Origin of the sequence: Pontibacter populi (assembly GCF_019336435.1) — a bacterium.
Classification (GTDB): domain Bacteria; phylum Bacteroidota; class Bacteroidia; order Cytophagales; family Hymenobacteraceae; genus Pontibacter; species Pontibacter humidus.
This window is the reverse complement of sequence record NZ_JAHWXQ010000003.1, coordinates 348,909-375,872: the sequence shown is the minus strand read 5'-3', so window position 1 is coordinate 375,872 and position 26,964 is coordinate 348,909. Positions and strand designations below refer to the sequence as shown.

At 48.3% G+C, this 26,964-nt stretch carries 21 protein-coding genes; 17 read left to right on the top strand and 4 right to left on the bottom strand.

Going from position 1 to position 26,964, the window contains the following annotated elements:
* The first annotated feature begins 20 nt into the window (after window positions 1–20).
* Entirely contained in the window at window positions 21–1,319 is a 1,299-nt protein-coding gene (locus KYK27_RS13345; RefSeq protein ID WP_199110541.1) for an NCS2 family permease, read from the top strand.
* Here KYK27_RS13345 and KYK27_RS13340 read toward each other — a convergent pair.
* Entirely contained in the window at window positions 1,316–2,041 is a 726-nt protein-coding gene (locus tag KYK27_RS13340; protein ID WP_199110540.1) for a Mut7-C RNAse domain-containing protein, read from the bottom strand. The genes KYK27_RS13345 and KYK27_RS13340 overlap by 4 nt on opposite strands.
* Window positions 2,042–2,200: 159 nt before the next feature.
* Between KYK27_RS13340 and KYK27_RS13335 the strand changes: the two genes are divergently transcribed.
* Window positions 2,201–4,696, top strand: coding sequence for a penicillin-binding protein 1A (locus tag KYK27_RS13335; RefSeq protein ID WP_317195931.1), 2,496 nt, complete (start codon window positions 2,201–2,203; stop codon window positions 4,694–4,696).
* Between the two features lie 792 nt (window positions 4,697–5,488).
* On the opposite strand, the gene KYK27_RS13330 is transcribed toward KYK27_RS13335, so the two are convergent.
* Window positions 5,489–5,950, bottom strand: a complete 462-nt coding sequence (locus KYK27_RS13330; RefSeq protein ID WP_199110539.1) for a DUF4268 domain-containing protein — start codon at window positions 5,948–5,950, stop codon at window positions 5,489–5,491.
* 55 nt (window positions 5,951–6,005) lie between these two features.
* A complete protein-coding gene (gene glgX, locus KYK27_RS13325) occupies window positions 6,006–8,183 on the bottom strand; it encodes a glycogen debranching protein GlgX (protein WP_199110538.1) in 2,178 nt (725 codons plus the stop codon).
* A 427-nt stretch (window positions 8,184–8,610) separates the two neighbouring features.
* Between glgX and KYK27_RS13320 the strand changes: the two genes are divergently transcribed.
* The 15 genes from KYK27_RS13320 (at window position 8,611) to KYK27_RS13250 (ending at window position 24,801) form a co-directional block, all read left to right on the top strand.
* Window positions 8,611–9,048 (top strand): CBS domain-containing protein, encoded by a 438-nt coding sequence (locus tag KYK27_RS13320; RefSeq protein ID WP_199110537.1) that lies wholly within the window; start codon window positions 8,611–8,613, stop codon window positions 9,046–9,048.
* Window positions 9,049–9,092: 44 nt separating this feature from the next.
* The gene (locus tag KYK27_RS13315; RefSeq protein WP_199110536.1) at window positions 9,093–9,521 is read left to right on the top strand and encodes an NADH-quinone oxidoreductase subunit A; all 429 of its coding nucleotides are present in this window, start codon (window positions 9,093–9,095) and stop codon (window positions 9,519–9,521) included.
* A 145-nt stretch (window positions 9,522–9,666) separates the two neighbouring features.
* Window positions 9,667–10,305: an NADH-quinone oxidoreductase subunit B gene (locus tag KYK27_RS13310; protein ID WP_199110535.1), complete on the top strand. Its 639-nt coding sequence runs from the start codon at window positions 9,667–9,669 to the stop codon at window positions 10,303–10,305.
* A 180-nt stretch (window positions 10,306–10,485) separates the two neighbouring features.
* The gene (locus KYK27_RS13305) at window positions 10,486–10,758 is read left to right on the top strand and encodes a DUF4242 domain-containing protein (RefSeq protein WP_199110534.1); all 273 of its coding nucleotides are present in this window, start codon (window positions 10,486–10,488) and stop codon (window positions 10,756–10,758) included.
* Window positions 10,759–10,858: 100 nt separating this feature from the next.
* A complete protein-coding gene (nuoC, locus tag KYK27_RS13300) occupies window positions 10,859–12,610 on the top strand; it encodes an NADH-quinone oxidoreductase subunit C/D (RefSeq protein WP_199110533.1) in 1,752 nt (583 codons plus the stop codon).
* 195 nt (window positions 12,611–12,805) lie between these two features.
* Window positions 12,806–13,270, top strand: coding sequence for an NADH-quinone oxidoreductase subunit NuoE (gene nuoE / locus KYK27_RS13295; protein ID WP_199110532.1), 465 nt, complete (start codon window positions 12,806–12,808; stop codon window positions 13,268–13,270).
* 17 nt (window positions 13,271–13,287) lie between these two features.
* Window positions 13,288–14,589, top strand: a complete 1,302-nt coding sequence (nuoF, locus tag KYK27_RS13290; RefSeq protein ID WP_199110531.1) for an NADH-quinone oxidoreductase subunit NuoF — start codon at window positions 13,288–13,290, stop codon at window positions 14,587–14,589.
* The gene (nuoG, locus tag KYK27_RS13285; protein ID WP_199110530.1) at window positions 14,571–17,306 is read left to right on the top strand and encodes an NADH-quinone oxidoreductase subunit NuoG; all 2,736 of its coding nucleotides are present in this window, start codon (window positions 14,571–14,573) and stop codon (window positions 17,304–17,306) included. The genes nuoF and nuoG overlap by 19 nt, the downstream gene beginning before the upstream one ends.
* Window positions 17,276–18,238, top strand: a complete 963-nt coding sequence (gene nuoH / locus KYK27_RS13280) for an NADH-quinone oxidoreductase subunit NuoH (protein WP_199110529.1) — start codon at window positions 17,276–17,278, stop codon at window positions 18,236–18,238. Before nuoG ends, nuoH begins: the two co-directional genes overlap by 31 nt.
* Window positions 18,239–18,476: 238 nt before the next feature.
* Entirely contained in the window at window positions 18,477–18,992 is a 516-nt protein-coding gene (gene nuoI, locus KYK27_RS13275; protein ID WP_185197304.1) for an NADH-quinone oxidoreductase subunit NuoI, read from the top strand.
* Window positions 18,993–18,996: 4 nt separating this feature from the next.
* A complete protein-coding gene (nuoJ, locus tag KYK27_RS13270; RefSeq protein ID WP_199110528.1) occupies window positions 18,997–19,542 on the top strand; it encodes an NADH-quinone oxidoreductase subunit J in 546 nt (181 codons plus the stop codon).
* A gap of 11 nt (window positions 19,543–19,553) precedes the next feature.
* The gene (nuoK, locus tag KYK27_RS13265; protein WP_163914097.1) at window positions 19,554–19,847 is read left to right on the top strand and encodes an NADH-quinone oxidoreductase subunit NuoK; all 294 of its coding nucleotides are present in this window, start codon (window positions 19,554–19,556) and stop codon (window positions 19,845–19,847) included.
* Window positions 19,848–19,853: 6 nt separating this feature from the next.
* Window positions 19,854–21,740: an NADH-quinone oxidoreductase subunit L gene (gene nuoL / locus KYK27_RS13260; protein WP_199110527.1), complete on the top strand. Its 1,887-nt coding sequence runs from the start codon at window positions 19,854–19,856 to the stop codon at window positions 21,738–21,740.
* The gene (gene nuoM, locus KYK27_RS13255) at window positions 21,737–23,335 is read left to right on the top strand and encodes an NADH-quinone oxidoreductase subunit M (protein ID WP_199110526.1); all 1,599 of its coding nucleotides are present in this window, start codon (window positions 21,737–21,739) and stop codon (window positions 23,333–23,335) included. The genes nuoL and nuoM overlap by 4 nt, the downstream gene beginning before the upstream one ends.
* A gap of 5 nt (window positions 23,336–23,340) precedes the next feature.
* The gene (locus KYK27_RS13250) at window positions 23,341–24,801 is read left to right on the top strand and encodes an NADH-quinone oxidoreductase subunit N (protein ID WP_199110525.1); all 1,461 of its coding nucleotides are present in this window, start codon (window positions 23,341–23,343) and stop codon (window positions 24,799–24,801) included.
* Between the two features lie 760 nt (window positions 24,802–25,561).
* Here KYK27_RS13250 and hemA read toward each other — a convergent pair.
* Window positions 25,562–26,824 carry a glutamyl-tRNA reductase gene (gene hemA, locus KYK27_RS13245; RefSeq protein ID WP_199110524.1) on the bottom strand — a complete coding sequence of 421 codons (1,263 nt, stop codon included), beginning with the start codon at window positions 26,822–26,824 and terminating at the stop codon, window positions 25,562–25,564.
* Window positions 26,825–26,964 lie beyond the last annotated feature (140 nt).

Genomic DNA, 26,964 nt, shown 5'->3' with positions numbered 1-26,964 from the left:
TTGCTAAACCTGCATTACCTATGCCTGACTTTTTCGAGCTGAAGAAAAATAACACGACGCTGCAAACCGAGCTTTTTGCCGGAATTGCATCCTTTCTGGCAGCATCATATATTATTGTGGTTAACCCAAGCATTTTGAGCGAGGCCGGCCTGCCGTTTTCGGGAGTGCTGACGGCTACTGTGCTGGTCTGCTTTATCAGTAGTGTGGCAATGGGCCTTTATGCCCGAAATCCGGTACTGATCGCGCCCGGCATGGGGCTGAATGCTTTCTTTACTTACTCTGCCGTTATTGGCATGAACATACCGTGGGCTGTTGCGCTGGGAGCTGTGTTCTGGTCTGGTATTGTGTTTCTGCTGCTTTCGGTCTTTAACATCCGCACTTACATCATCAAAGCTATTCCAAAGCCGCTACGTTATGCTATTGCTGCCGGTATTGGCTTGTTTGTTACGCTGATCGGGTTAGCAAATGCACGCTTTATCGTACAAACTCCCGGAACTATAGTTGGCGTAAACGAACTGAGCCCTGCTATACTTACTTTCCTGGCCGGGTTGCTGCTTACGGCTGTACTGCTGGTAAAAAATGTAAAGGGCGGCATCCTGATCGGGATCATCGTCACCACCTTGCTGGCTTACCCGCTGGGTCGCTGGTGGGGCAGCGAAACTATAGTTAATTTCCAAGGTATCTTTTCTGCGCCGGACTTCAGCCTGCTGCTAAAACTCGACCTTATTAATTCGCTGCAGTTTGCGCTGTGGCCCGTTATTTTCGCTTTTGTTTTTACCGATCTGTTTGATAGCCTGTCGACGTTTGTAGGGTTGGCAGAAGCTGCTAACATGGTGGATGAACACGGCGAACCGCTCAATATCAAACGCTCGTTGCTTGTGGATGCTGTGGCTACTACCATTTCTGGCTTGCTGGGCTCCAGTCCGGCTACGGCTTATGTTGAGTCGGCGGTGGGGATTGAAGCGGGTGGCCGAACAGGATTAACAGCAGTGATAGCTGGCATGCTTTTTCTGCCTTTCCTGTTTCTGGCTCCGTTGCTGTCTATGATTCCGGCTATTGCTACGGCTCCGGCGCTGGTGCTGGTTGGGGCATTTATGATCCGTCCGGTTATCCGTATTAACTGGCTGCACCTGAGCGATGCAATTCCTGCTTTCCTGGCGATGGTGCTTATTCCTTTTACTTACTCTATTACGCAGGGCATTATCTGGGGCTTCCTGAGCTATACTTTGCTAAAAGTAGTTGATGGCGAGTACCGGAAGATTCCGATCACACTCTGGATCATAGATGTGTTCTGTATCCTTGCCTTGTTTGTGCACTAGGTCAGGTTACGAATAAACTGCTGCATGCGCTCGTAATGCGAGCCTTTCCAGTACACACGCCAGCAGTGCTGGCACTGGTAAAACTCATGAAAGTATAGCTTTGATTTAGGTGGAAGCTGCTCCTGTACCTTGTCTTTGGCTACCGGAACTATAGCACCATTGCAAACCATACAACGTGTAAAAACTTGGAACTCGCCATTTAAACTATAGTAGCGGATCACTTCCTGTAATTGCTCTTCCGGTTGTTGAGAGCGCAGCCAGTACCCATAAGCTATCGTTTTATGTTTCAGGATGTTTACGCCACGGCTCAGCAGAATCCGGTTTTCGTTTACAGCTATCGTTACAAGTTCTTTTTCGGATAATTCAGCATCAAAAACAGTATCGAAACCCAGTAACCGGAGCAGTCGCGCCAGCTTGCCCAAGTGTACATCCAGCACAAATGTGTATGGAGAACTATAGTTGGGTATCAGGTTTATAGTTGCCTGAAAGCCTTTAGGGTAAACTTCAACTTCGTCGCCGGATTGTAACTTATAAGTAAAGTCAACTGCACTGCTATTCACTACTATAGCATTCACTTCGGGGTGCGGCACACCCATGGCTTCTAGGGCATCTTTCACAGCCGGGCTCTCCACGAAACTATAGTTTATCCAGGTGTCTTTCCTGTGCAGCTCCAGGAAAACGTTAAGCGTAGCGTGGAATTTAAAACGTGCCGTGCCTGCCATAGTTTGTTTGAGTTAAACTATAGATACGTAACCTAACCACGGAATTTAAACTATAATTGCACAATTTTGCCGGAAATTACGTTACAAACCGGATCTGGATATGGCGCAGTATTTGTGTCCAATCCGCCAACTGCCGATAATAAACTATAGTTACAGGCAGTGAATTTAACAGCATACATGAAGCGCGCGCTTTTAAAATTAATCAGACTCATAGTAATCGGCATCCTGGAGCCACTGGCCAGGTTTATGAAGGTAGAGTGGTCAGCCTTCTTCAGGAGCCAGAAACCCAAACTAACTACAGCTTACTGGAAACAGAAATGGGCCAGGCTGCGCACCTTTAACTGGCGCCGCGATCGCAGATCGGTGTTGCGCATTGCTTACCGTTCGGGCCTGTACATGGTGCTTCTTTTCACGTTTTTTTACCTGCTGGTATACATGGGCGCTATGGGTGCCATGCCTTCGCGTAACGAACTGAAATCGGTGCAAAACAATACAGCATCGGAAGTATATGCTGCCGGTGGCGAGCTACTGGGCCGCTATTATATACAGGACCGCACTAATGTTAAATATACTGATATTGCTCCTGCTGCTATACATGCGCTGGTTGCCACCGAAGATGCCCGGTTTTATGAACATGCCGGGGTAGATGTGCGCAGTTTAGGCCGGGTTATAGTTAAATCTATCTTGATGCAGGACCAGAGTGCCGGTGGTGGCAGTACGCTTAGTCAGCAGTTGGCGAAAAATTTGTATCCCCGCAAGAATTTCTGGTTCTGGGATATGCCGGTAAACAAGCTCCGCGAGATCATTATTGCCCGCAAACTGGAAGGTATTTATTCTAAAGAAGAACTGCTGGAACTATACCTGAACACGGTGCCGATGGGAGGAAACCTGTATGGCATCGAGCGGGCTTCGAGTCGTTTCTTCAACAAATCTGCCGCAGACCTGAAAACCGAAGAAGCTGCCGTTTTAATTGGCATGCTGAAAGCTACCACCACCTACAACCCGCGCCTGAATCCCGAAAAGTCGAAAACCAGACGTAATGTAGTGCTGAACCAGATGGTGAAATACGGCTACCTGGAAGCCGGTAAAGCCGAAGATCTGAAAAAGAAACCGCTTAAACTGGATTACACTGTTACGAACCATAACGATGGCATGGCACCCTATTTTCGGGAGCAATTGCGCCAGGAACTGGTGGAATGGGTAGCAACTAAAAAGAAGAAAAACGGTGACCCTTATAACCTATATACCGATGGGCTAAAGATCTATACAACAATAGATGCTGGTATGCAGGAGCACGCCGAGAAAGCTGTTCGCAATAAAATGGCAGCCCTGCAACGTACGTTTGATGCTCACTGGAACGGCCGCAACCCGTGGGGCCGCGGCGCTGGTTTCCTGCAGGAAGCCATGCGCCGTACCGACCGCTACAAAAAAGCAAAGGCCGATGGCAAAACCGATGCTGAGATCATAGAGGCTTTCCGAAAAGAACGCCCAATGATTGTGTTCAGCTGGCAGGGAAACAAACAACGCACCATGTCGCCGATGGATTCGTTGGCCTATTACCATAAATTCCTGAACGCCGGCCTGCTCTCGATGGACCCTTACTCCGGCGAAATAAAAGCCTGGGTAGGTGGAATCAACCACCATGTTTTTAAATATGACCATGTGCGATCCAGGCGCCAGGTAGGCTCTACGTTTAAACCTATAGTTTATGCCGCAGCCTTAGAGCGTGGCGTGGAGCCCTGTACTTGGTTCCCGAACGAGCGCATCACTTACCCGGAGTACGACGACTGGTCACCAAGAAATGCTACTGACCAATACGGTGGCGAATATACCATGCGTGGTGGTTTGGCGCATTCGGTAAACACGGTGTCGGCGCAGGTAATGATGAAGGCTGGTGTAAATAAAGTAGTAGATGTGGCACATCGGTTGGGAATAGAAAGCGATATACCTGAGGTGCCTTCTCTTGCGTTAGGCGTGGCAGATCTGTCGCTGTATGAAATGGTAAATGCTTACGCAACTATAGCTAACCAGGGATATAAAGTTGAGCCAGTCTACATCCGTAAAATAGAAGACCGCAGTGGTAAAGTACTTCATAAACACAGGTCGGATCGGCACGTACGCAGGGCTATTTCAGAGTCTAATGCTGCAATAATGTTGTATTTGATGCAGGGTGTGGTAGAGGAAGGCAGCGCCGCCAAATTACGTTCTCAGTACGGACTGCAGATGGATATTGCCGGTAAAACCGGAACAACCCAGGACAATGCCGATGGCTGGTTTATAGGAATAACGCCTAACCTGGTAACAGGCGTATGGGTGGGTGCCGAAAGCCCGAAAGTACGTTTTAGAACTTTAGCTTTAGGCCAGGGGTCCAGTACTGCTCTACCAATCTGGGGAGATTTTAACAAACAAATTGCGCTCGATCCGGCTTATGTAGGTTATTATAAAAGTCATTTCACAAAGCTGGCACCCTACCTGCAAAACCTGGTAGACTGCCCATCCTTCCGGGAAGAGCCTCCCCACGAGACCTTTTTTGAAAGGCTGTTTGATAACGTAGGCGGAAAGGTAAAAGACACCTTTAAAGACTGGAAGGAAGAACGAAAGAAACGCCGCGAGGAACGCAAACGCGAACGGAAAGAAAAGCGAGGGCAAGATTAAATTACCTGAACCGGGATTAAGGGGGGCGGTTTGAGATATTAGTAATAGTTTTAGTTTTATAGTTGGCGTGGTCCAACCACCCCCAACCCCTCCTTATCTAAGGCGGGGAGCTTTTAAGGTTACTGCTATAGTTGAAGGTATGGTTTCTTTGTTGCTGATTTAACCCACCCCTACCCCTCCCTAGAGGGGAATTGCTGCTATAGTTGTGGTTGATTTATCGTTCTATAGTTACTGCTAGTCATCCCCCTGCCCCCTTCAAAGGGGGACATTCTGCTACTGCTTTTAGAGCTGTCATTTCGACGATAGGAGAAATCTGAGTTTACTATAGTTTAAGCCCACGAGCAGGACAGGTTTACCTGTCCCTTTGAAACTACTACCACGATAAGTCTCGAAGCTTACCTGTTCAAACTATAGTTGCTGGTAGCTATGGGAAACTTCGCAGTCTTTGGGTTGAGCGCCTTGTAGATTTGCGGTGCCGTCAGGCATTGCGAGGGACGAGCAAAGCAAATGTACACCGCGCGATGCCCAAAGACGGGGCCTCCCGGCCGTGAGGGCACCAAAGCTGAAAATGAAACGATAGGTGTGTAGAGCTCTCAGGAGTAGAAGCAGCTATGGCAGGAAAGCTTGGTTCAAGTTTGTAGTGGACTTCAACTATAAGTAGAGATAGATTTCTCTCTTCGTTCGAAATGACAAAAGAGAAGTAAATCAACTATAATCCAGACACTAGCAGGAGCTGCGCACACTGCCAGGTCTAAAGAAATCTTTTATTCTTTATTAATCTCGATTGAAACACTACTTCAACGCATCAAAACTATACTTGGCATTACTCCAGAATTCATCCAACGCAATAATACGGGGCTTAAAGAAGGAAATAAGCTGGGGCCAGTCTTCCTTATTGAAAACGTTTACCTTGGAAATTTCTTTGTAAATCCTGCTTACCGTTCTGCCATCTTCGTCTTCACCGTGCAGTTCCCACTCCCATTTTTCTCCCAACGTTTCATGCAACAGGGTTTTTAGTTCTTCGAACTGCTCAAAGTAAAGTTCCTGTATTTCAGGGTCCGGGTGAGTGAGTTCTATGCTTATTGTTGCCGTTTTCTTTTCGGCGCGCATCCGGAAGTAAACATGCTTTAAGCCCGTTTTATAGTTAGACCAGTTCGTCCGGTATCCGTCTGCCGACAGTTGCGGTGCAATATATTGCCCGAAAGCTGTCCAGAAGGCCTGACGAAGTTGTGAAGCTTGTTCGCGTGTATACATGCAGCAAAATTGGCAATTACTCCCGACAATCAGAAATTTCGGTAGCAACTAACATTTAAATCGGAGCGCCTGACTTACGGGCCATCTCAGCAACTTTAGGCTTCTTTTCAGTTTTAGAATGTAGTAGAATAATTGATCTGGGGCCTACCTCCAGCATTTTACCTGCACTGTATGCTTTACCATTTTCACCTACCTGCCCGGTAGTAGTATCAATCACTTTAATCCATTTGGTGCCATATTTTTCAGAAGGCAGTTTATACTTAAGCGGCTCATGGTGCGCGTTGAAGATCACGTAAAAGTCGTCATCGATCATCTGTTCTCCTTTCGGGCCCACGCTGCGCAACCCGTGACCGTTCATATAAATGCCGAGTGATTTCGCATGATCGTGGTTCCAGTGTTCGTCCGTCATTTCTGTCCCATCCGGCAAAAACCAGGCAATATCTTCTACTCCAAGGCCTTTTATCGGCATCCCCTGGAACCAGCGCCGGCGACAAAAAACCGGGTGCTTTTTACGGAGCGCGATCAATTTACGAGTAAAATCAAGGAATTCGTTATCAGCCTTTTCCCAGTTCAGCCAGGATATTTCGTTGTCCTGGCAATAGGCGTTATTGTTGCCCTGTTGCGTGCGGCTTATCTCATCTCCGGCTACCAGCATAGGTACGCCTTGCGATAAAAAGAGCGTTGTAAGCAGGTTGCGTTTCTGACGCTGCCGTAGTTCAACTATAGCTTTATCATCGGTCGGGCCTTCTGCGCCGCAGTTCCAGGAGCGGTTGTGGCTTTCGCCGTCCTGGTTATTCTCACCATTTGCCTCGTTATGCTTCTCGTTATAAGATACCAAGTCGTTCAGAGTGAAGCCATCGTGGGCAGTTATGAAATTGATACTGGCCGTCGGGCGCCGGTAATCATCCTGATACAGGTCGGAACTTCCGGTAAAGCGATCGGCAAACTCAGCCAGCATACTGTTTTCACCACGCCAGTAATCGCGCATGCAATCCCTGTACTTGCCGTTCCACTCGGTCCAGCCCGGCGGAAAATTACCTACCTGGTAGCCGCCTTCCCCTATATCCCAGGGTTCGGCAATTAATTTTACCTGCGAGATAACCGGGTCCTGGTGAATGATATCAAAAAAAGAGCCCAGCCTGTCGACTTCGTGTAGTTCACGGGCCAGTGTTGAGGCCAGGTCAAAGCGGAAGCCGTCAACGTGCATTTCCAGAATCCAGTAACGCAGGCTGTCCATGATCAAACGAAGCACACTTGGCAAACTCGAATTCAGGGTATTGCCGGTGCCAGTATAGTCCATGTAAAAGCGCTTGTTGTCTTCCGTGAGTCGGTAATAAGATGCATTGTCGATTCCCTTGAACGAAAGTGTCGGCCCCAGATGGTTGCCCTCGGCGGTATGGTTATAAACCACATCCAGAATAACTTCTATTCCCGCTTTATGGAATGCCTTCACCATATTTTTGAACTCTACCACCTGCTCGCCCAATGTGCCACTGCTGCTATAGCGTACATCCGGAGCGAAGAAACCAATAGAATTGTAGCCCCAGTAGTTTGTCAGGCCTTTTTCGGCCAGGTGCCTGTCTTTTATGAAATGGTGAACCGGCATAAGTTCTATGGCTGTTATACCTAGTTCCTGCAGGTACTTTATAGTTACCGGGTGTGCCAGCCCGGCATAAGTGCCGCGAATTTCTTCTGGTATATCGGGATGCAGGTAAGTAAAACCCTTTACATGTGTTTCATAAATAATAGATCTGAAGTAAGGTGTCTTAGGTGGTTTATCACCTTCCCAATCATAGTTAGGATCAATTACTACAGCCTTTGGTATAAAAGGAGCACTATCGGTTTCACTGAAACTCAGGTCCTCTTTCGGGTCCCCTACTTTATAGCCAAATAAGGAATCATGCCACTCTACAGCTCCTGAAATAGCTTTGGCATAAGGGTCGAGGAGCAATTTATTATCATTAAACCGATGCCCGTTTTCAGGCTCGTACGGGCCCTGCACTCTAAAGCCGTATAGTTGACCGGGTCCTACTTCGGGCAGGTAAGTATGCCAGATCTGGTGTGTACGCTCTACCATCTTTATTTTTACCGACTCCTGCTCGCTGGTTATATCATCAAACAGGCAAAGTTCAACGCCTGTAGCATTGTCGGCATAAAGTGCAAAGTTTACTCCTTCTCCGTCCCAGGTAGCGCCCAGAGGATACGGGTTGCCAGGGTATATTGGTATACTCATATAGATCAGCTTATAGAATGAATGCACTCGGATTGTACTTCTGAGTGCCTCTATTATACTTTGTTGCAAACAAATAGTTAAGAAGACTCCAACTATAAAAAAATTGGAAACCCCTGAACGACTTTATTTAAAGAATATGATTTTTCATACATTTCACACGCTCCTCCTACGCTATCCCAATTTAATAACATCCTTCTAACAAGTCTCGGGTTTTACACCCTTAATTTCCAATAATTAACATTTTAGCAAGAATTCAAACATACTTATTCCTTATTATCAGATACTTATAAACCACATACATCTTTAAACTATAGTTGAAACAATATTGTACAAAACATAAACCAACATATATTTTATTTACTTTTTTTTATTCGACTCGTATATAGTTCTAAATATTCAAATTAACTTATTTACGGAAGGGGGAAGTATGGGAACCGTTCGATGTATTCTGCAGAAAAAACGCGGTGATGTTATTTCTGTGAGTCCGGAAACCACCGTTTATAGTGCACTTGAGCTGATGGAAGAAAACCGTATCGGCTCACTTGTAGTGATGAACAACGGCCGTTTTGCAGGTATTGTCACTGAACGGGATTATGCCCGCAAAGTGATCCTGAAAGGCAGGGCGTCAAAAGAAACGCTTGTAAAAGAAATTATGAGCGAGCACCCTGTAACCGTTACTCCCCACACAACCATGGAGCAATGCATGGCCCTCATGACAAGCAAATATATCCGGCACCTGCCGGTTTTCGATAATAACAACCTGGTCGGCATCGTCTCTATCGGTGATATTGTAAGATACATGATAGAAGAGCAGAAGTTCATAATAGAAGAGCTGGAACATTACATTACCGGCCACCAGGAGTAAGTACCAGAATTTATAGTTGCGTGTAGTATAAAACCATAAGCATTATGGACGCTTCAGAAGTAAATAACGCGCCTTTGTGGCCCCTGCTGGTATACGGCGCTATAGTGCTGAGCCTCGTTGGTGCTATACTTGCTATCTCATTTGTGCTGGGTCAGCGTGGTAAAGGCCGTGCCGTAAACGAGCCTTACGAAGGCGGTATAGTTAGCGAAGGCTCCGCGCGCATCCGTTTCTCCTCACAGTTTTACATGGTGGCCATGCTCTTTGTAATTTTTGACGTGGAGACGGTATTTATACTTTCCTGGGCTATAGCTTTCAGAGAACTGGGTTGGTACGGTTATGCCGGTGTGGCCGTGTTTATGGTGATGCTGGTGGTGGTATTGATCTATGAATGGCGCATGGGCGCGCTGGATTTCGGTCCGGATGGGAAAAAGATACTGGCAGCCTATAAGCGCATGCAAAAGCCTGCAGTTTGATTTCCAGCCAGAAAAGTATTTGAAGAAAGACATACTATTCATAGTTCGATTAACGAACACCACGCCACAAATAACCAGTAACGACCCTCACCCAACCCTGATGCACTGACGAAATACGACATAGAAACACCAAACCTCTACGCCTATGAAATGGTGGTTAAGTAAACCGGAAGAACCTGCCAACACCGTGAAGGGCAACAGCTCTTACGAAGAAACCGTGCAGCAAAGTATTATGCTCACCACCGTGCAGGACCTGGTAGCCTGGGGACGCAAAAACTCCATGTGGCCTTTCCATTTTGGGTTGAGTTGTTGTTTTGTAGAGATGGCGACCTCCATGACTCCCAAGTATGACGTGGCGCGTTTTGGTGCAGAAGTTATCCGCGGCACTCCCCGCGAAGCCGATATCATGATCATTGCCGGTACAGTTTTCATTAAGATGGCCCCGATCATTAAGCGCCTGCACGAGCAGATGATGGAACCGAAATGGGTGATCTCAATGGGTTCCTGCGCTAATTCCGGCGGCATGTACGACATCTATAGTGTGGTACAGGGTGTCGATAAATTCTTGCCGGTAGATGTGTACGTGCCAGGTTGCCCACCCCGCCCCGATGCTTTTATGGAAGGCCTGATGCTGCTGGCAGAATCAGTTGGCAAAGAACGAAGACCACTCAGCTGGACCATTGGTGAACAGGGTGTCATCAAACCTGAGAAGATAGAAGTGAAAGCCCGAAAACGCGAGCGATGGGACCAAATGACAGAGTTCAGGTCGCCGGATGAACTATAGTCAGTTTAGGAGTTTGAGAATTTTGGAGTTAAAGAGTTATACAGATATAGTATTTGGAAATGTAGTGACGCAATACGTTGCGTCTCCGCTATGAGACTATAGCTAACCATTTTAATAAGCTCTTATAGTTCAGATAAGTATAAAAGAGTAATAGCAGGATATAATTAAAGTTAGAAAGTTATGCCCAAATATGTAATTGAGCGGGAAGTGCCGGGAGCCGGAAACTTATCAGCAGAAGAATTAAAAAAGATTTCTCAAACTTCTAATGGTGTTCTTCAGAGTATGGGACCACAGATTCAGTGGGTGCATAGTTATGTAACAGGCGATAAAATCTATTGTGTGTACAATGCACCAAACGAAGAAATGGTGCGGGAGCATGCCAAACAAGGCGGGTTCCCTGCTAACTCTGTGAGTGAAGTGAAAGCGATCATAGATCCTGTGACAGCAGAATAATCAACCGACTATAACAATAACTATACTTATCATAATAATGCAACTATAGATTTAGCATGAGTTAATACTTTACTGGTCCCCTCAATTAAAGAACCTGGCCATGGAAAACAACAGCAACACATTATTACAGCTACAGGCACGCTTCGGCGAAGATACCTTCACGCAGCAGACAACCAGAGATGAGATGCTCACGCTTTGGCTGCCGATGGATAAAACTATAGATGTGCTGACGTTCCTGAAAAAAGAAGTGCCAGAGCCTTTTAAGCTGTTATTTGACCTGACGGCTATCGATGAGCGGACCAAGAACCGTGGTACCAACCACATACCTAAATCCACTTTTACGCTTGTTTACCACCTGTTCTCTTTTACCCGCAATGAGTTTATTCGCTTGAAAGTAGCCTTACAGGGAGATTTTCCGACGGCACCAAGTATAAGCAGCCTGTGGGCCAACGCAAACTGGTATGAGCGCGAAGTATACGATATGTTCGGTATTCGCTTCTCCGGCCATCCGCACTTGTCACGCATCCTCATGCCACGCACCTGGGTGGGTCATCCGCTTCGAAAAGAACATCCGGCCCGCGCCACCGAAATGGGGCCATTCCAACTATACGACGACAAAGTAGACCTGGAACAGGCTGCCCTAAAATTCAACCCGGAAGAATGGGGCCTGAAACGCCAGAGCGACGACAGCGATTTCATGTTCCTGAATATCGGCCCGCAACACCCCGGCACGCACGGTGTTTTAAGAATTATACTTCAGCTGGATGGTGAAGACATAGTTGATGCTATTCCGGATATTGGTTTCCACCATAGAGGCGCCGAGAAAATGGGCGAACGGCAGTCATGGCACACTTACATCCCTTATACCGATCGTGTAGATTACCTGGGCGGCGTGATGAACAACCTGGCTTATTTGCAGGGAGTTGAAAAACTGGCAGGTATAGAAGTACCGGAGCGGGTAAAGTATATCCGTGTCATGCTTTGCGAGCTCTTTAGAATTGCCAGCCACCTTGTATGGTACGGCACCTTTGCACAGGACATTGGCCAGCTCTCCCCTGTCTTCTACATGTTTACCGACCGTGAAAAGATATTTGATATCATAGAAGGCATTTGTGGCGGACGCATGCACCCGAACTGGTTTAGGATTGGTGGCGTTGCGCAGGATTTACCAATAGGCTGGGAAAATCTGGTTCAAAGCTTTATCGACTACTTCCCGAAACGCTTGAAGGAATATGATGCGATGGTAATGAAGAACAGCATCTTCAAAGCCCGCACCGTTGGTATCGGCATTTTTACAGCTGAAGAAGCGATAGAATGGGGAGTAACCGGGCCAAACCTTCGCGCGTGTGGCATGGACTGGGATTTCCGTAAAAAGCGTCCCTACTCCGGCTACGAACTATTCGATTTTGAAGTACCCGTTGCCAGCAACGGCGACTGCTACGACCGCGCTATAGTACGCGTAGCCGAGATGCGCCAGAGCCTGCGCATTGTAGAGCAGTGTCTGAAAAACATGCCGGACGGCCCGTTCAAATCAGACCATCCGCTCACCACACCGCCAATTAAGAAGAATACCATGCATGATATCGAAACGCTCATCACGCACTTTTTAGGTGTGAGCTGGGGACCGGTTATACCTGCCGGCGAAGCGATGAGCTGCATAGAAGCAACCAAAGGAGCAAACGGCTATTACCTGACCAGCGATGGCAACACATCGCCGTACCGGGTACGCATCCGGACTCCATCGTTCCCGCACATGCAAATGCTCCCCTACATCAGTAAAGGTTACACCGTAGCCGACCTGCTGTCTATCTTAGGAGCCATGGATTACGTGCTGGCAGACATTGATCGCTGACGCTGTCGCTTAAATTAGAAATTAAAAATTAGGAATTAGAAATGGAAAGGAACACAAGTTAACTATAGTGTACGCTACGTTGCTGGTGCGAGCTTGCAGCTCGTACCGTCTTATCGAAGCTTAAGAACTCACTCCTACACCTGCTTCAGATGATCCAATTTCTAATTTTTAATTTCTAATTCATAATTATACAAAATGTTAACCGCCGAAGAGAAACATCAGATAGACCATGAAATAAGCCTGGTACCGGCGCCTAAAAATGCCTGCATCGAAGCGCTGAAGATCGTGCAGCAAAACCATGGCTGGGTGTCGGATGAAAGTCTGAAGGATGTGGCCGATTATGTGGGGATGTCTTCTGCGGAACTCGACAGCGTGGCAACGTTTTATAACCTGATCTTCCGCAGGCCGGTTGGCCGGCACGTGATCCTGCTCTGCGACAGCATCAGCTGTTATGTGATGGGGTATGAAGGAATTAAAGAGGCATTACACGAAAAACTGAACATACAGTACGGCCAGACTACAGCAGATGGCCGCTTTACTTTGCTACCAAACTGCTGCCTCGGTACCTGCGACTGTGCCCCTGCCCTTATGATAGACAACGACCTGTACCGTAACCTGACGGTGGAACAACTGGATGAGATCCTGAATAAGTATACCTAAAACTTAAAAGCGGGACTATGGAGAAGCCGCTTACCCAACACATTGTACCCGGTCGCGCGCCACTCAGCTTAAAAGAGTATGAGAAGGTGGGCGGATACCAGTCTGTGCGCAAAATTCTGAAGGGAATGACTCCTCAGGAAGTACAGGCACTAGTAAAGGAATCGGACCTGAAAGGCCGTGGCGGAGCTGGTTTTAACACCGGCTTAAAATGGAGCTTTGTCCCGATGGGTGATGATGCTGCCACCCCGAAATACCTGGTAGCCAACGCCGACGAAATGGAACCAGGTACCTTTAAAGACCGCGTGCTACTGGAAGGAAATCCGCACCAGCTGATTGAAGGCATGATCGTAGCCGCTTATGCCATACAGGCAAGTATAAGTTATGTGTTTTTGCGCTGGGCATACAAAGTAGCTGCCCGCGAGATCACAATAGCCATTCAGGAAGCTTACGAAGCCGGTTATTTAGGTCAGAATATACTTGGCTCCGGCTTTAACCTGGACATGCACCTGCACACCGGCGTTGGTCGCTATATGTGTGGCGAGGAAACCGCATTACTTAATGCCCTGGAAGGCAAACGGGCCAACCCGAGGGCAAAGCCGCCTTTCCCGCAGGTAAGCGGTTTGTTCGGGAAGCCAACTATAGTTAACAACGTGGAGACACTTTGTTGTCTGCCTCACATTGTAAACAATGGAGCCGAATGGTTTAAAAAGTTAGGCCTGACCGCTGATGCCGGGACCAAGCTTTTTGGCGTGAGTGGAAGAGTTAAAACACCTGGCTGCTGGGAGCTGCCGATGGGCACCACTATCCGCGAGATCCTGGAAGACTATGCCGGCGGCATGCAGGACGGTTATCTGTTTCGGGGACTATTGCCCGGCGGCGCATCTACAGACTTTTTAGTAGAAGAACACCTGGATTTGCCAATGGATTATCCTTCGATACAGGCAGCAGGTAGCCGTATGGGTACCGGAACGATGATCATACTGGATGACCAGACCTGCCCGGTTGGCTTTACGCTGAATCTGCAACATTTCTTTGCCCAAGAGTCGTGCGGTTTCTGTACGCCTTGCCGCGAAGGTCTGCCCTGGGTCGAGCGAATATTACTAGCTATCGATAAAGGCGAAGGCAAACCCGAACACCTGCTTACACTCGATTTTCATACCAAATACCTTGGTCCCGGCAACACGTTTTGCGCGTTGGCACCCGGCGCTATGGAACCTCTGCAGAGCGCTCTGAAATATTTCAGAGAAGATTTTGAACGGCACATTCACGAACACCACTGTCCCTGGAGCAAAGCAAAAGCATGGCAACCATCTATATAGATAATACCCCTTTTGAGGTACCAACCGGAAAGAACCTATTGGAGGTTTGCCTGTCTTTGGGCCAGGACCTGCCCTACTTCTGCTGGCACCCGGCTATGGGTTCTGTTGGGGCCTGTCGACAATGTGCGGTAAAGGTGTATAAAGATGAGAACGATACCAAAGGCAAGCTCTTTATGTCGTGTATGGAGCAGGTACGCGATGGCATGCGGATATCTATAGTTGACCCCGAAGCCAAGGAATTTCGCGCGCATATCATCGGCTGGCTGATGACCAACCACCCACACGATTGCGCGGTGTGCGACGAAGGCGGCGCCTGCCATCTGCAGGACATGACCGTGATGACCGGCCACAATTATAGAAACTATACGTTTGATAAACGCACGTACATAAACCAGTACCTGGGTCCGTTTCTGAACCACGAAATGAACCGCTGCATACAGTGCTATCGCTGCGTGCGCTATTATAAAGATTATGCCGGCGGAAAGGACCTGGACGTATTTGCAGCCCACAACCATTTATACTTTGGCCGTGCCGAAGACGGTGTGCTGGAAAGTGAGTTCAGCGGAAACCTGGCAGAAGTCTGCCCGACTGGTGTATTCACCGACAAGACCTTAAAGCAACATTATACCCGCAAATGGGACCTGACCATGGCCGCATCGGTGTGCCACCATTGTAGTTTGGGTTGCAACATTACAGCCGGCGAACGCTACGGTACCTTGCGCAACATTACCAACCGCTACAACGGAGAAGTAAACGGCTATTTCCTGTGCGATCGCGGCCGTTTTGGCTACGAGCACGTGAACAGCGTGAGCCGCATCCGCAAATCATTAGTCCGCAGCAACCTACCCGAAGCTACTGATAAATATACCGCTTTGCAGACAGTAGTACAGCTTATGCGCCAGGGCAGGGTAATTGGCATCGGTTCGCCACGGGCATCGCTGGAATCTAACTTTATGCTGAAGACCCTGGTAGGTGAAGACAATTTCCATCACGGGGTATCAGATGCAGAACATGACCTGACAGAACTTTCGCTGAAGATACTAAAGGAAAGCGACGCCCGTACCCCAAGCCTGCGCGAAGTGGAGAAAGCCGATGCCGTATTTATACTTGGCGAAGATCTGACCAACACAGCTCCTATGTTAGCGCTGGCCGTAAGGCAGGCCGTGCGACAGGAACCACTATTAGAACAGGTTTCGGAGGCAAAGATTCCGGTTTGGCAGGATGCGGCTGTACGCGAACTGGTACAATCAGAAAAAGGCCCACTTTTCATAGCAGTTCCTACCGCCACCAAACTGGATGAGTTGGCTACGCAAACTTACTTTGCTGACCCGGATGCTATTGCGCGTTTAGGCTTTGCTGTCGCCAACATCATCTACCCGGAATCGCCAGGCGTAAGAGGTCTGAAAAATAATGACTTGCACCTGGCACAGCAAATTGCAGATGCCTTGATGAAAGCGAAAAACCCGGTTATAATTTCTGGTACATCCAGCGGCAACGAAGCTATAGTAAAGGCAGCAGCTAACATTGCCAATGCCCTGGTGGCAAAAGAGAAATCCGCAGGTATAGTGTTGACCTTACCGACCAGCAACAGCATGGGATTGGCTATGTTAGGCGGCCACCGGTTACAGTCTGCTTTTGAAGCAGTAGAGAACGGTTATGCTGATACCGTAATTATAGTTGAGAGTGATCTGTACCGTCTGGCCAGTGAAGGTGCCGTTACCAACTTCCTGAAGTCCTGCAAAAAAGTGATTGTGCTGGACTACCTGCACAGCCAGACTACCGAACATGCTGATGTATTGTTAGCCGCGGGCGCATTTTCAGAAGCCGATGGCACACTTATCAACAACGAAGGCCGGGCCCAGCGCTTTTACCAGGTATACCCAACTATAGAAGACATACAGGAAAGCTGGCGCTGGCTGGGGGAACTCGGAACTATAGTTGCCCACGATCAGATCAGCTGGTGGCACGGCTATGACGACATTCTGAGTGCAATAGTTAAAGAACATCCTGAAATGAAAGGCATAGAAATGGTGACACCACCATCTGATTTCAGGATTGCCGGGCAAAAGATACCACGTGAACCACACCGCTTCAGCGGCAGAACTGCCATGCGGGCCAACATCAATGTAAGCGAACCAAAACCTGCCGAAGATCCGGATTCACCGCTGTCTTATACCATGGAAGGTTACCGCGGTCAGCCACCTTCTGCCATGATCCCGTTCTTCTGGGCACCGGGCTGGAACTCGAACCAATCTGTTAATAAATACCAGCAGGAAGTAGGCGGGCATCTAAAAGGAGGCGATCCGGGCATCAGATTAATTGAGCCAAAACCTGAACATAAGTTCTCCTACTCTGCAGCTGTGCCGGAGAAATTTGAGCCGATGGACGGACACCTGTTTATACTTCCGTTGCACCACATTTTCGGGTCTGAAGAATTGAGTGCGCAAGCTGCTGCCATACAGGAGCGCATACCTGAACCATACATTGCCATTAACACCGACGATGCGCTGCGCATGAAGCTGGATGAAGGCCAGTTAATGCCATTTGCCATAGACGGAAATCTCTACCAGTTGCCAGTAAAGTTAAGCACAACTATAGCCAGCGGAACCGCCGGCTTACCTGTGGGCTTGCCTGGAGTTAAGTTTGCCGAATTACCTGCCTGGGCCATCCTAAACCGAGAACTGCAATGGAAACCGCAGCACCAAACTACTTTCTGATCATCGGCGGCGTATTGTTCGTGATGCTAAATGTGGCAGCCGCCCTTATTTGGGTGGAACGGCGCATGCTCGCACTCTGGCAGGACCGTTACGGCCCTAACCGCGCTGGTCCGTTTGGCCTGCTCATAGTTGCCGCCGACTCTATCAAACTGTTCTTTAAGCAGGATTGGGTTCCGCCATTTGCTGATAAACCCGTGTTTGTGCTGGCCCCTGCAATCGTTGTGATCAGTGTGCTGCTCAGTTTTGTAGTGATACCATTTGCCCCCGGAATTATAGTTGCTGACCTGAACATTGGCTTGCTGTTTTTCCTGGCGATGTCATCTATGGGTGCCTATAGTATCATCCTCGGTGGCTGGTCATCAAACAACAAATACAGTTTGTTGGGTGCTATGCGTGGGGCCGCTCAAATGATATCCTATGAAGTATTTATGGGTCTGGCGCTGATGGGCGTGGTGCTGATGGCCGGCTCTTTCAACCTCCGCGAGATCGTAGAAGCACAACGGGGTTTATGGTTTTTCATTCCGCAGATCCTCGGCTTTATCATCTTCTTCATCGCCGGCATTGCCGAAACACACCGCTTGCCTTTTGATATTCCGGAAGCAGAAAGTGAGCTGATCGCAGGTTTCCACTCGGAGTATTCGGGCATGAAGTTCGGGATGTTTTTTATCGGGGAATACATGGGCATCACGCTCATTTCCTGCATGCTGGTAACCTTATATTTTGGTGGCTGGCTCGGCCCTGATTTTCTGCCACCTATCGTGTGGTTCATCATCAAAGTAGTCGCCTTTCTGATGATCTTCATCCTGCTCCGCGCATCCATGCCAAGACCAAGATATGACCAGTTAATGGAGTACGGCTGGAAGATATTGCTACCATTGACCTTGGTTAATTTGATGGTAACTGCTGCTGTGTTGCTGTGGTTGGAGAGTTGAATTTTGAATAACTGAATATTGAATGACTGAATAAGTAGCTGTCATTTCGAACAAAGTGAGAAATCTGATACAGCTTATAGTTGAAATAGATCTCTCCTGTCGTCGAGATGACAAAAAAGAACCTAATGCTGGTGCGAGCTTGCAGCTCGTACCGCAATTCAGCTTGTGTAAAAGGTACGAGCTGCAAGCTCGCACCAGCAAGGGACAATAAAAACAAAGTATAAAGAAAGGAGCAGCTATGTTTAGTTTGTTGCGCAGTATGTGGCTTACATTTCTGCATGCATTCCATAAGCGGGACACCATACAATATCCCGAGCAGAAGGCTATACTTCCTACCCGTTGGCGGGGCCGGATCGTGCTGTCACGCGATCCGGATGGTGGCGAACGCTGCGTAGCCTGTAACCTGTGTGCTGCTGCCTGCCCCGTAGACTGCATCTCACTGCAAGCTACCGAAGATGAAACAGGCCGCCGTTATCCTGAGTTTTTCCGCATCAACTTTTCGCGGTGCATTTTCTGTGGTTACTGCGAAGAAGCCTGCCCTACTTACGCCATCCAGCTTGTTCCCGATTTTGAGATGGGAGAATACAATCGCCAGAACCTGGTGTATGAGAAAAAAGACCTGCTGATAAACGGGCAGGGCAAATACCATGGCTACAACTACTATAAGGTAGCGGGCATGGCCATCGGCGGTAAAGATAAAGGCGAAGCCGAAAATGAGCGTCCGCCGGTAGATGTTAAAAGCTTAATACCTTAAGGCCATGGAACTAACATTTTACATAGCGGCAGCAGTTGCCACAGTCGCTACCATCCTAACTATAACACGCTACAACATCATCCATGCGCTGCTCTACCTAGTAGTTTCTTTCCTGGCGGTGGCTGTCGTGTTTTTCACACTGGGTGCGCCGTTCATGGCTGCGCTGGAGATCATTATTTATGCCGGAGCTATAGTTGTACTCATCATTTTCGTGATCATGATGCTGAACCTGACGCATGAAGACGTGGACAAGGAAAAGGCCTGGCTTACTCCCCGGGTTTGGGTTGGTCCGGCTATACTTTCTTTAGTACTGTTGGCTGAGCTGGCATATATCATTTTAGCCCCTGACACACAACCTACCGAAGCACTCGTGGCTGTTGATGCCAGAGTGGTAGGCATGTCGTTGTACGGGCCTTATATGCTGGGTGTGCAGTTGTGTGGCATATTGCTGATGGCCGGTATAGTTGGTGCGTACCACCTGGGTCGCCAGAAGAAAAAAGTGGTGCACAGGTTTTTACAACCAAAAGAAGGAAGGAGCGCCGCCATATGACACCCGCACACATGGAAGCCGCTTTACTGCTGGCTGGCGTACTTTTTATGCTCGGCCTGATCAGCGTACTCATCCGCCGCAACATCATCTTCATGCTCATTTCTGTGGAGATCATGCTGAATGCCGCCGGGCTGGCTTTTATAGTTGCCGGCTCTAAATGGGTGCAGCCCGACGGGCAGGTGATGTTCATTTTTATACTCACCATGGCTGCTGCCGAAGTATCGGTGGGGCTCGCGCTTATACTTCAAATCTATCACCAGCTCAAAACCTTGGACAGTGATGCCGCTAACTTAATGAAAGGATAACCAACTATGGAAAATCTACTCTGGCTTATACCTGCGCTGCCTTTTCTGGGAGCACTGCTGCTGATTGTTCTCGGCACCCGTTTGTCGCGCATGCTAGTAGCTATTCTTGGCGCGAGCAGCGTGGCGGTTTCAGCACTTATTACCATCCTGTTAGGAATAGAATTTCTGCAGACCCGGCCGGAGTTTTACCACCAGGAAGTATGGCAATGGTTTAATGTGGCAGGCTTCACTCCTTCTATTGCTTTCCATGTTGATGCACTGTCTATAGTTTTCGTTTTCGTGATCACATTTGTAGGTGCGCTCATACATTTCTACGCCACCGCTTACATGGCCGACGACCAGGATTATTCCCGCTTTTTTGCCTGTATGAACCTCTTTGTAGGCTCCATGCTTATGCTGGTAATGGCTGATAACCTGCTGCTTTTATATTTAGGCTGGGAAGGGGTAGGTCTGTGCTCGTACCTGCTCATCGGGTTCTGGTACAAAGAGCCGGAAAACGGTTATGCTGCCCGAAAAGCTTTCCTCATTACCCGTGTGGGCGATACCGCTATGGCAATCGGGTCATTCATGCTGTTCCAGGCATTCGGGACATTGCACATCCAGACAATACTGACCGAAGCACCTGAAGCCTGGAGCGTTGGCTCGCAGATGGCCGTTATAGTTGCGCTGTTACTATTAGGTGGCGCAGTAGGTAAATCCGGGCAGTTGCCGCTGCAAACCTGGTTACCCGATGCAATGGCTGGTCCTACACCGGTTTCTGCACTGATACATGCAGCTACTATGGTGACGGCTGGTGTGTACCTGATCGCGCGTATGTATGTTATCTTTGAACTGGCTCCACTGGCACAAACGATTGTGGCTATAGTTGGCGCTGTTACATTGCTTTTGGCTGGCTTCTCGGCCCTAACCCAATACGACCTGAAACGGGTACTTGCCTACTCTACCATCAGCCAGATCGGCTATATGTTTTTAGCCTTGGGAGTTGGTGCCTGGTCGGCAGGCATCTTTCATTTCATGATTCACGGCTTCTTTAAGGCGCTGCTCTTCCTTTGCGCCGGGGCAATCATCATGGCGTTGCACCACGAACAGGACATGCGCAAAATGGGTGGCCTTCGCCATAAAATGCCTGTCGTATACTGGACCTTCCTGATCGGCGCTGCATCGCTGGCGGCCTTGCCACTTATCACTGCGGGTTTCTATAGTAAAGACCAGATTTTGTGGTATGCGCTGGCCGGGGAGAATGGTAGCATCTGGCTATACCTGGCGGGATTGATCGGCGCTTTTATCACATCTATTTATACGTTCCGGATGGTATTCATTACCTTCTTCGGAGAGAGCAAAACGCACTTGGAGCACCCACCGGGCAAAGTCATTACTATCCCGCTTATCATCCTGGCTATACTTTCGCTGGTTGGGGGATTTATAGAGCTGCCACACAACTTTGGGCATGTTACTTTATTCTCTAACCTGATGGCGCCGGTGCTGCCGGCTATAGCAGCCAATGAAGGGCTGGCGGCAAACGAATGGATGTTCCAGTTGGTGGCTGCTATAGTTTCATTGGGTGGTGTTTTCGTAGCGTACCTGTTCTACATTAAAAGTCCGCAGTTGCTGGCAAGTATAGAGCGCTCTGACTTTGCTATGGCGCTGCACCGTTTCTGGCATTCTGGCTGGGGCTTTGATGCGCTGTATGATGCCCTGATCGTGCGGCCGTACGTGTTCATCTCCAAGCTCAACAAGCGCGACTTTATCGACAGCTTTTACACCGGACTTGCCCGTATGGCCGAAGGCTTCCATGTGATGTTCTCTGAAACGCAGAATGGTGTGCTTCGCAACTACGTGGCCGGCATTGTGGTTGGCGCGATCATGATTCTAACTATAAGCCTGTTCCTATGATACTTGTCTGGCTGATTGTGATACTGATGGCTGGTGGACTGCTGGCCTGGCTCTCTAAAAAAATAAACCCGGAATTGCCTCGCTGGGTGGCACTGGCTGCCGTACTGCTCGATCTTATACTTATAGTTTATCTATGGATCAGCACGGAAGCAACAACTGGTTCTGCCTGGCTGATGCGCTATGAAATATCCTGGATTCCGCAATGGGGAGTGAGCTTTAGTCTGGCGCTGGATGGATTAAGTCTGCTGATGTTATTACTGACCTTCTTTCTCGGATTGCTGTCGGTGCTTATCTCCTGGAAAGAGATCAAAGCCAAAGTCGGCTTCTTCCATTTTAATTTGCTGTGGGTTTTGGCCGGTATCGCAGGTGTGTTCCTGACCATGGATTTGTTTCTGTTCTACTTTTTCTGGGAAGTAATGCTGATACCAATGTACTTCCTGATCGGGGTTTGGGGGCATGAGAACCGTACGTACGCAGCTTTCAAATTCTTCCTCTTCACCCAGGCAAGCGGCTTACTCATGCTGCTGGCGATCCTTGGTCTGTACTTTATTCACGGCTCCGAAACAGGCAACTATACTTTTAACTACTTTGAGCTCCTTAATACGCCGCTTGCCCCGGATGCTGCACGCCTGCTGATGTTTGGTTTCCTGGCTGCGTTCCTGGTGAAGTTACCGGTAGTGCCCTTCCATTCGTGGCTGCCCGATGCACACTCACAAGCTCCCACTGCAGGTAGTGTTATACTAGCCGGACTGTTGCTTAAAACCGGGGCTTATGGTCTGCTTAGATTCGTCGTGCCACTCTTCCCGACTGCTGCTGTGGAATTTGCGCCCTGGGCCATGCTGTTAGGTGTGATCGGCATTATTTATGGAGCTATAGTTGCTTACTCGCAAACCGACCTAAAACGATTGGTAGCCTATACTTCTGTGAGCCACATGGGCTTTGTGATACTGGGTGTTTTTGCCTTTAACGAATGGGCATTGCAGGGCGTGGTGATGCAGATGATCGCGCACGGTCTAAGTACCGGTGCGCTGTTCATTTTGGCCGGCTTCCTGTACGAGCGCCTGCATACCCGCGATTTGGCACGGATGGGCGGCTTCTGGTCAAAAGCTCCGAAAATGGGCGTTGTGGCGTTAGTGTTTGTAATGGCAACGCTGGGCCTTCCCGGACTGGGCAATTTTATAGCTGAATTTCTGACCCTGGTTGGCTCGTGGCAGGCAGCTAACTGGCTTACTGTTTTTGCAACTATAGGCATTGTACTGGCAACTGTTTACTCGCTGCGCATCATGCAAAAGGTATTTTACGAACCCGGTCCACGACACGAATCATTCCGCGACCTGAACTTCCGCGAAATGCTGATCGCTGTACCCATGGTGCTTGGTTTACTCTGGTTGGGGCTGTATCCGCAACCGATCATCGATATGGCCAGACCATCAATCACGGAACAACTACAGGCTTACAATATGGAGGAGCCAACTATAGCCGAGCCCAAAACTGTGGTTGAACAGCCGCAATCTGAAGCAACTATAAACACGAACCAACTAGCTATAAATCAGCGTGCATTTTCAAATCTCCAGATCATTCAATCTCCAAACTAAAAGACATGAGCCAGACTGATTTTTTATATCTGATGCCGCTGTTGATCCTCACATTTGCAGTACTTATCTCGATGCTTGTCATAGCAGCATGGCGCAACCATAAGATCATTTATGTCATTACAGCGCTGTCTTTTATAGCTGCTTTTGGGTCGCTGTTTGAGTTGCGCACCACCACAGCTTATGTCATTGAGCCCATGTTTGTGATTGATGGTTTTGGCGTGTTCTATATCGGGATGATCCTGCTGACGTCGCTGCTCGTGAGTATGCTGTCGTACGCTTATTTTGAGCAGCGCGAAGAACGGAAAGAAGAGTATTACCTGTTGCTGGTTCTGGCTACCCTAGGTGCCTGTGTGCTGGTGATCAGTACACATTTTGCCTCGCTTTTTTTGGGTCTGGAAATCCTCAGTATCTCGCTTTACGCACTCATCCCCTACCTACGCACACGTCCCCGCTCCGACGAAGCAGGAATCAAATACCTCATACTAGCTGCTTTTTCATCTGCCTTTATGCTGTTTGGGATGGCGCTGGTTTACTATAGCACAGGCACGATGGTTTTCTCAGGCCTGGCTCAAAGTATAGCCGGTATGCAGGAATTGCCGCTACTCTTACTAACTGGTATCGGCATGATGCTGATCGGGGTTGGTTTTAAGCTGGGCATTGTACCGTTCCATATGTGGACGCCGGATGTGTATGAAGGTGCGCCCGCTCCCGTTACGGCTTTTATCGCTACCGTTTCTAAGGGAGGAGTATTAGGCTTGCTGATCCGTTTTTTCATGGAAGTCGATGGTTTCCGTTATCCGGTGCTGGTTACGATTTTAACTATAGTTGCCATTGCGTCCATGTTTGCCGGTAACCTGCTGGCGCTCATGCAGAAGAACGTAAAACGCATCCTGGCTTATTCTTCAATCTCGCATTTAGGGTATATTTTAGTGGCCTTTATGGCCGGAAACCAAATGGGCGTAGAAGCAATAACCTTTTACCTGGTGGCGTACTTTATTACCAGTGTTGGTGCGTTTGGTGTGGTAGCCATGCTCTCGGATAAAAACAGCGATGCCGAGTTGCTGGAAGACTACAAAGGCCTGCTTTGGCGACGCCCTTGGACAGCTGCTGTGTTCTCGGCTATGTTGCTATCGCTGGCGGGTATTCCGTTAACTGCTGGTTTTGTCGGTAAATTTTACATTATCGCCGCTGGTATAAACGATCAATTATGGCTGCTGGTGGTAATGCTGGTACTCAACAGTGTGATCGGCTTATACTACTACATTAAGATCATAGCCGTCATGTTCCAGCAACCGGAAACGGAACGTGAGCCAATTATACGGTTACGTCCGTCTATTTATGTGGCCAGTGTTGGTACGCTGGCGGTGTTGGCGCTGCTGCTTGTTTATGTTGGTGTTTATCCTACTGGGTTGGTTCAGCTGATTCAGAATGTGTTGGTGAGTGTGCCGGAGATAGTGGCTAAGTAGGATTTACCCCTTCCCAGCCTTCCCCTAAAAACAGGGGAAGGAGTTCTTCTGGACTGCTGTTGTAGCTGTTGTGTTATAGTTGGCCTTGTTCAACCACCCCTTCCCCTCCTTGTCTAAGGCGGGGAGTTTTGATTGCTCCCAGCTCTGTCATCCTGAAAGGATCTCGGTAGAAGTGACAATAAGACTTTGCTATAGATAGAGCTATAGTTCTATAGTTAGTGTTTTAACCCACCCCTACCCCTCCCGAGAGGGGAATTTCGGCTGCTGCCATAGTTGGTGGCTATCGAACTATAGTTTAAGTTCAGGATCAGGACAGGTTTACCTGTCCCCTCGGAATTATTACCACGATAAAGCCAAGCAACTATAGCAGCTCCTTAAACTATAATTTGGCTATCGAACTGATCGCAGTCTTTGGGTTGAGCGCCTTTGCTTTGTTGCGGTGCCGCCAGGCAGCTCGAGCAGAGCGAGGGAAGCAAGAAAGCAGCAGCGCGATGCCCGAAGACGGGGCCTCCCGGCCGTGAGGGCACCAATGCTAACTATAAAACTGTAGGCAAGTAAAGCTCCCAGGATAAAAGTATATTTGAGAGGAAGGCTTGGTTCGAATAGGGAAGTAGCAAACTATAGGCTGAGATAGATTTCTCACAGCTGCGCTGGCTCTTTTCGACTCGCGTCTCAAGAATGTTCGAAATGACAAAAGTAAAACAACAAAAAAGGCTCTTGAAACAAGAGCCTTTTTATCTATTCACCTATACTAAAACTTCTAAACTTTATCTTTCTCCAAACTAAACAAAGCAGCTAATCCCTCTACTAACGCTTCCGACTCACCACGCATACAGGCGGCTTTCAGTTCCAGGGCGGGTAGCTTTACGATCTTGTTGAGAATGTTCTGTGTTAATTTTTCCACTACTTCTCTCTCTGCTTCGCCTAGGTTCTTCATATATCGGTTTAGCTCCTGCTGGCGGATTTCTTCTAGCTTGCTTTTGAACTGCTGCAGGGCTGGCGACATCGCCATTTCGCGGGTCCAGGTGCTGAACTCAACTATAGCTGCTGCGATGATCTGCTGCACTTGTGGGATGGCAGCCATACGCATTTCCAGGGCTTCAGAAGCACGGTTTTTAATGGTATCTACATTGTATACTTCTACACCTGCAATTTCTTCCAGTGTGCTGTCGATGCTACGTGGCATAGACAGGTCCAGGAAGAACTTAGGGGTATTTACACCCTGCTGCGCTATCACTTCTTTACTTATGAAAAAGCAGTCGCCGGGAACAGAGGAGATAACAACATCTGCCTGAGCAATCTCTTCCCACACGTTTTCCCAATACACAGCTATAGCGTTGGTTTTCTCGGCCAGCGCCTGTGCTTTATGATGCGTGCGGTTAACGATAACTACATTGTTTATAGTTGACTTCTGAAAGTTATCACACACATTCGCCCCAATCTCTCCTACACCGATCATCAGCACACGCGGATTAACCAGGTCAGTTATTAGTTCTTCCACTAACTCAACAGTAGCATACGATACCGAAGCAGCGCCATCGAAAAAGGAAGTCTCATTGAAAACCTGCTTGTTGGTAGAGAAGATCGTGTGTAGCAAACGGTGCAAAAAGGGGCCGGCCATGTTTGCTTCTGCAGACCATTGATAAGCTTTCTTTACCTGGTTCAGGATCTGCATATCGCCCACCACCTGCGACTCCAGACCAAGGCCTACATAAAATAAATGCTGAACAGCCAGCTCAGGATCGGTAATATGCTTAAAGTAGGGCGTGATCTTTTTTGTAGATATAAAGCCACGTTCCATCGCGATCAGTTTTATAATCGCCTGGTCCAGCTCTCTCTCAGAGCTATAGTATACTTCCGTGCGGTTACAGGTAGAAAGTACCAGCACATCCTGGGCATCTGTAAACTCCTTGATCTTATCCAGCAAATTGCGGCAACCTATCTCGTTCAGGGCTACTGCTTCGCGCACGTTTATCGGTGCATGTTTGTAAGATAAAGTAAGGGCTTTAAAGTTGTTCTGCATGGTGGTGTTTCAGATTACAATGCAAATGTCTGAAAAGCAATTCAACAGAAACATGACTTATGTCAACTATAGCCATTGATTGATGTCAACTTTATAAAAAAATTATAGCCCGGACTACATTTCTGAAGTCCGGGCTATCT

Bases quoted from the DNA above. Each gene is read 5' to 3' on its own strand.
- nuoM (WP_199110526.1), top strand. From the start codon at position 21,737: ATGATACTTGTCTGGCTGATTGTGATACTGATGGCTGGTGGACTGCTG.
- KYK27_RS13250 (WP_199110525.1), top strand. From the start codon at position 23,341: ATGAGCCAGACTGATTTTTTATATCTGATGCCGCTGTTGATCCTCACA.
- glgX (WP_199110538.1), bottom strand. From the start codon at position 8,183: ATGAGTATACCAATATACCCTGGCAACCCGTATCCTCTGGGCGCTACC.
- KYK27_RS13340 (WP_199110540.1), bottom strand. From the start codon at position 2,041: ATGGCAGGCACGGCACGTTTTAAATTCCACGCTACGCTTAACGTTTTC.
- hemA (WP_199110524.1), bottom strand. From the start codon at position 26,824: ATGCAGAACAACTTTAAAGCCCTTACTTTATCTTACAAACATGCACCG.
- KYK27_RS13305 (WP_199110534.1), top strand. From the start codon at position 10,486: ATGCCCAAATATGTAATTGAGCGGGAAGTGCCGGGAGCCGGAAACTTA.
- nuoJ (WP_199110528.1), top strand. From the start codon at position 18,997: ATGGAACTAACATTTTACATAGCGGCAGCAGTTGCCACAGTCGCTACC.
- nuoG (WP_199110530.1), top strand. From the start codon at position 14,571: ATGGCAACCATCTATATAGATAATACCCCTTTTGAGGTACCAACCGGA.
- KYK27_RS13345 (WP_199110541.1), top strand. From the start codon at position 21: ATGCCTGACTTTTTCGAGCTGAAGAAAAATAACACGACGCTGCAAACC.
- KYK27_RS13310 (WP_199110535.1), top strand. From the start codon at position 9,667: ATGAAATGGTGGTTAAGTAAACCGGAAGAACCTGCCAACACCGTGAAG.
- KYK27_RS13320 (WP_199110537.1), top strand. From the start codon at position 8,611: ATGGGAACCGTTCGATGTATTCTGCAGAAAAAACGCGGTGATGTTATT.
- nuoH (WP_199110529.1), top strand. From the start codon at position 17,276: ATGGAAACCGCAGCACCAAACTACTTTCTGATCATCGGCGGCGTATTG.
- KYK27_RS13315 (WP_199110536.1), top strand. From the start codon at position 9,093: ATGGACGCTTCAGAAGTAAATAACGCGCCTTTGTGGCCCCTGCTGGTA.
- nuoI (WP_185197304.1), top strand. From the start codon at position 18,477: ATGTTTAGTTTGTTGCGCAGTATGTGGCTTACATTTCTGCATGCATTC.
- nuoL (WP_199110527.1), top strand. From the start codon at position 19,854: ATGGAAAATCTACTCTGGCTTATACCTGCGCTGCCTTTTCTGGGAGCA.
- KYK27_RS13330 (WP_199110539.1), bottom strand. From the start codon at position 5,950: ATGTATACACGCGAACAAGCTTCACAACTTCGTCAGGCCTTCTGGACA.
- nuoC (WP_199110533.1), top strand. From the start codon at position 10,859: ATGGAAAACAACAGCAACACATTATTACAGCTACAGGCACGCTTCGGC.
- nuoF (WP_199110531.1), top strand. From the start codon at position 13,288: ATGGAGAAGCCGCTTACCCAACACATTGTACCCGGTCGCGCGCCACTC.
- nuoE (WP_199110532.1), top strand. From the start codon at position 12,806: ATGTTAACCGCCGAAGAGAAACATCAGATAGACCATGAAATAAGCCTG.
- nuoK (WP_163914097.1), top strand. From the start codon at position 19,554: ATGGAAGCCGCTTTACTGCTGGCTGGCGTACTTTTTATGCTCGGCCTG.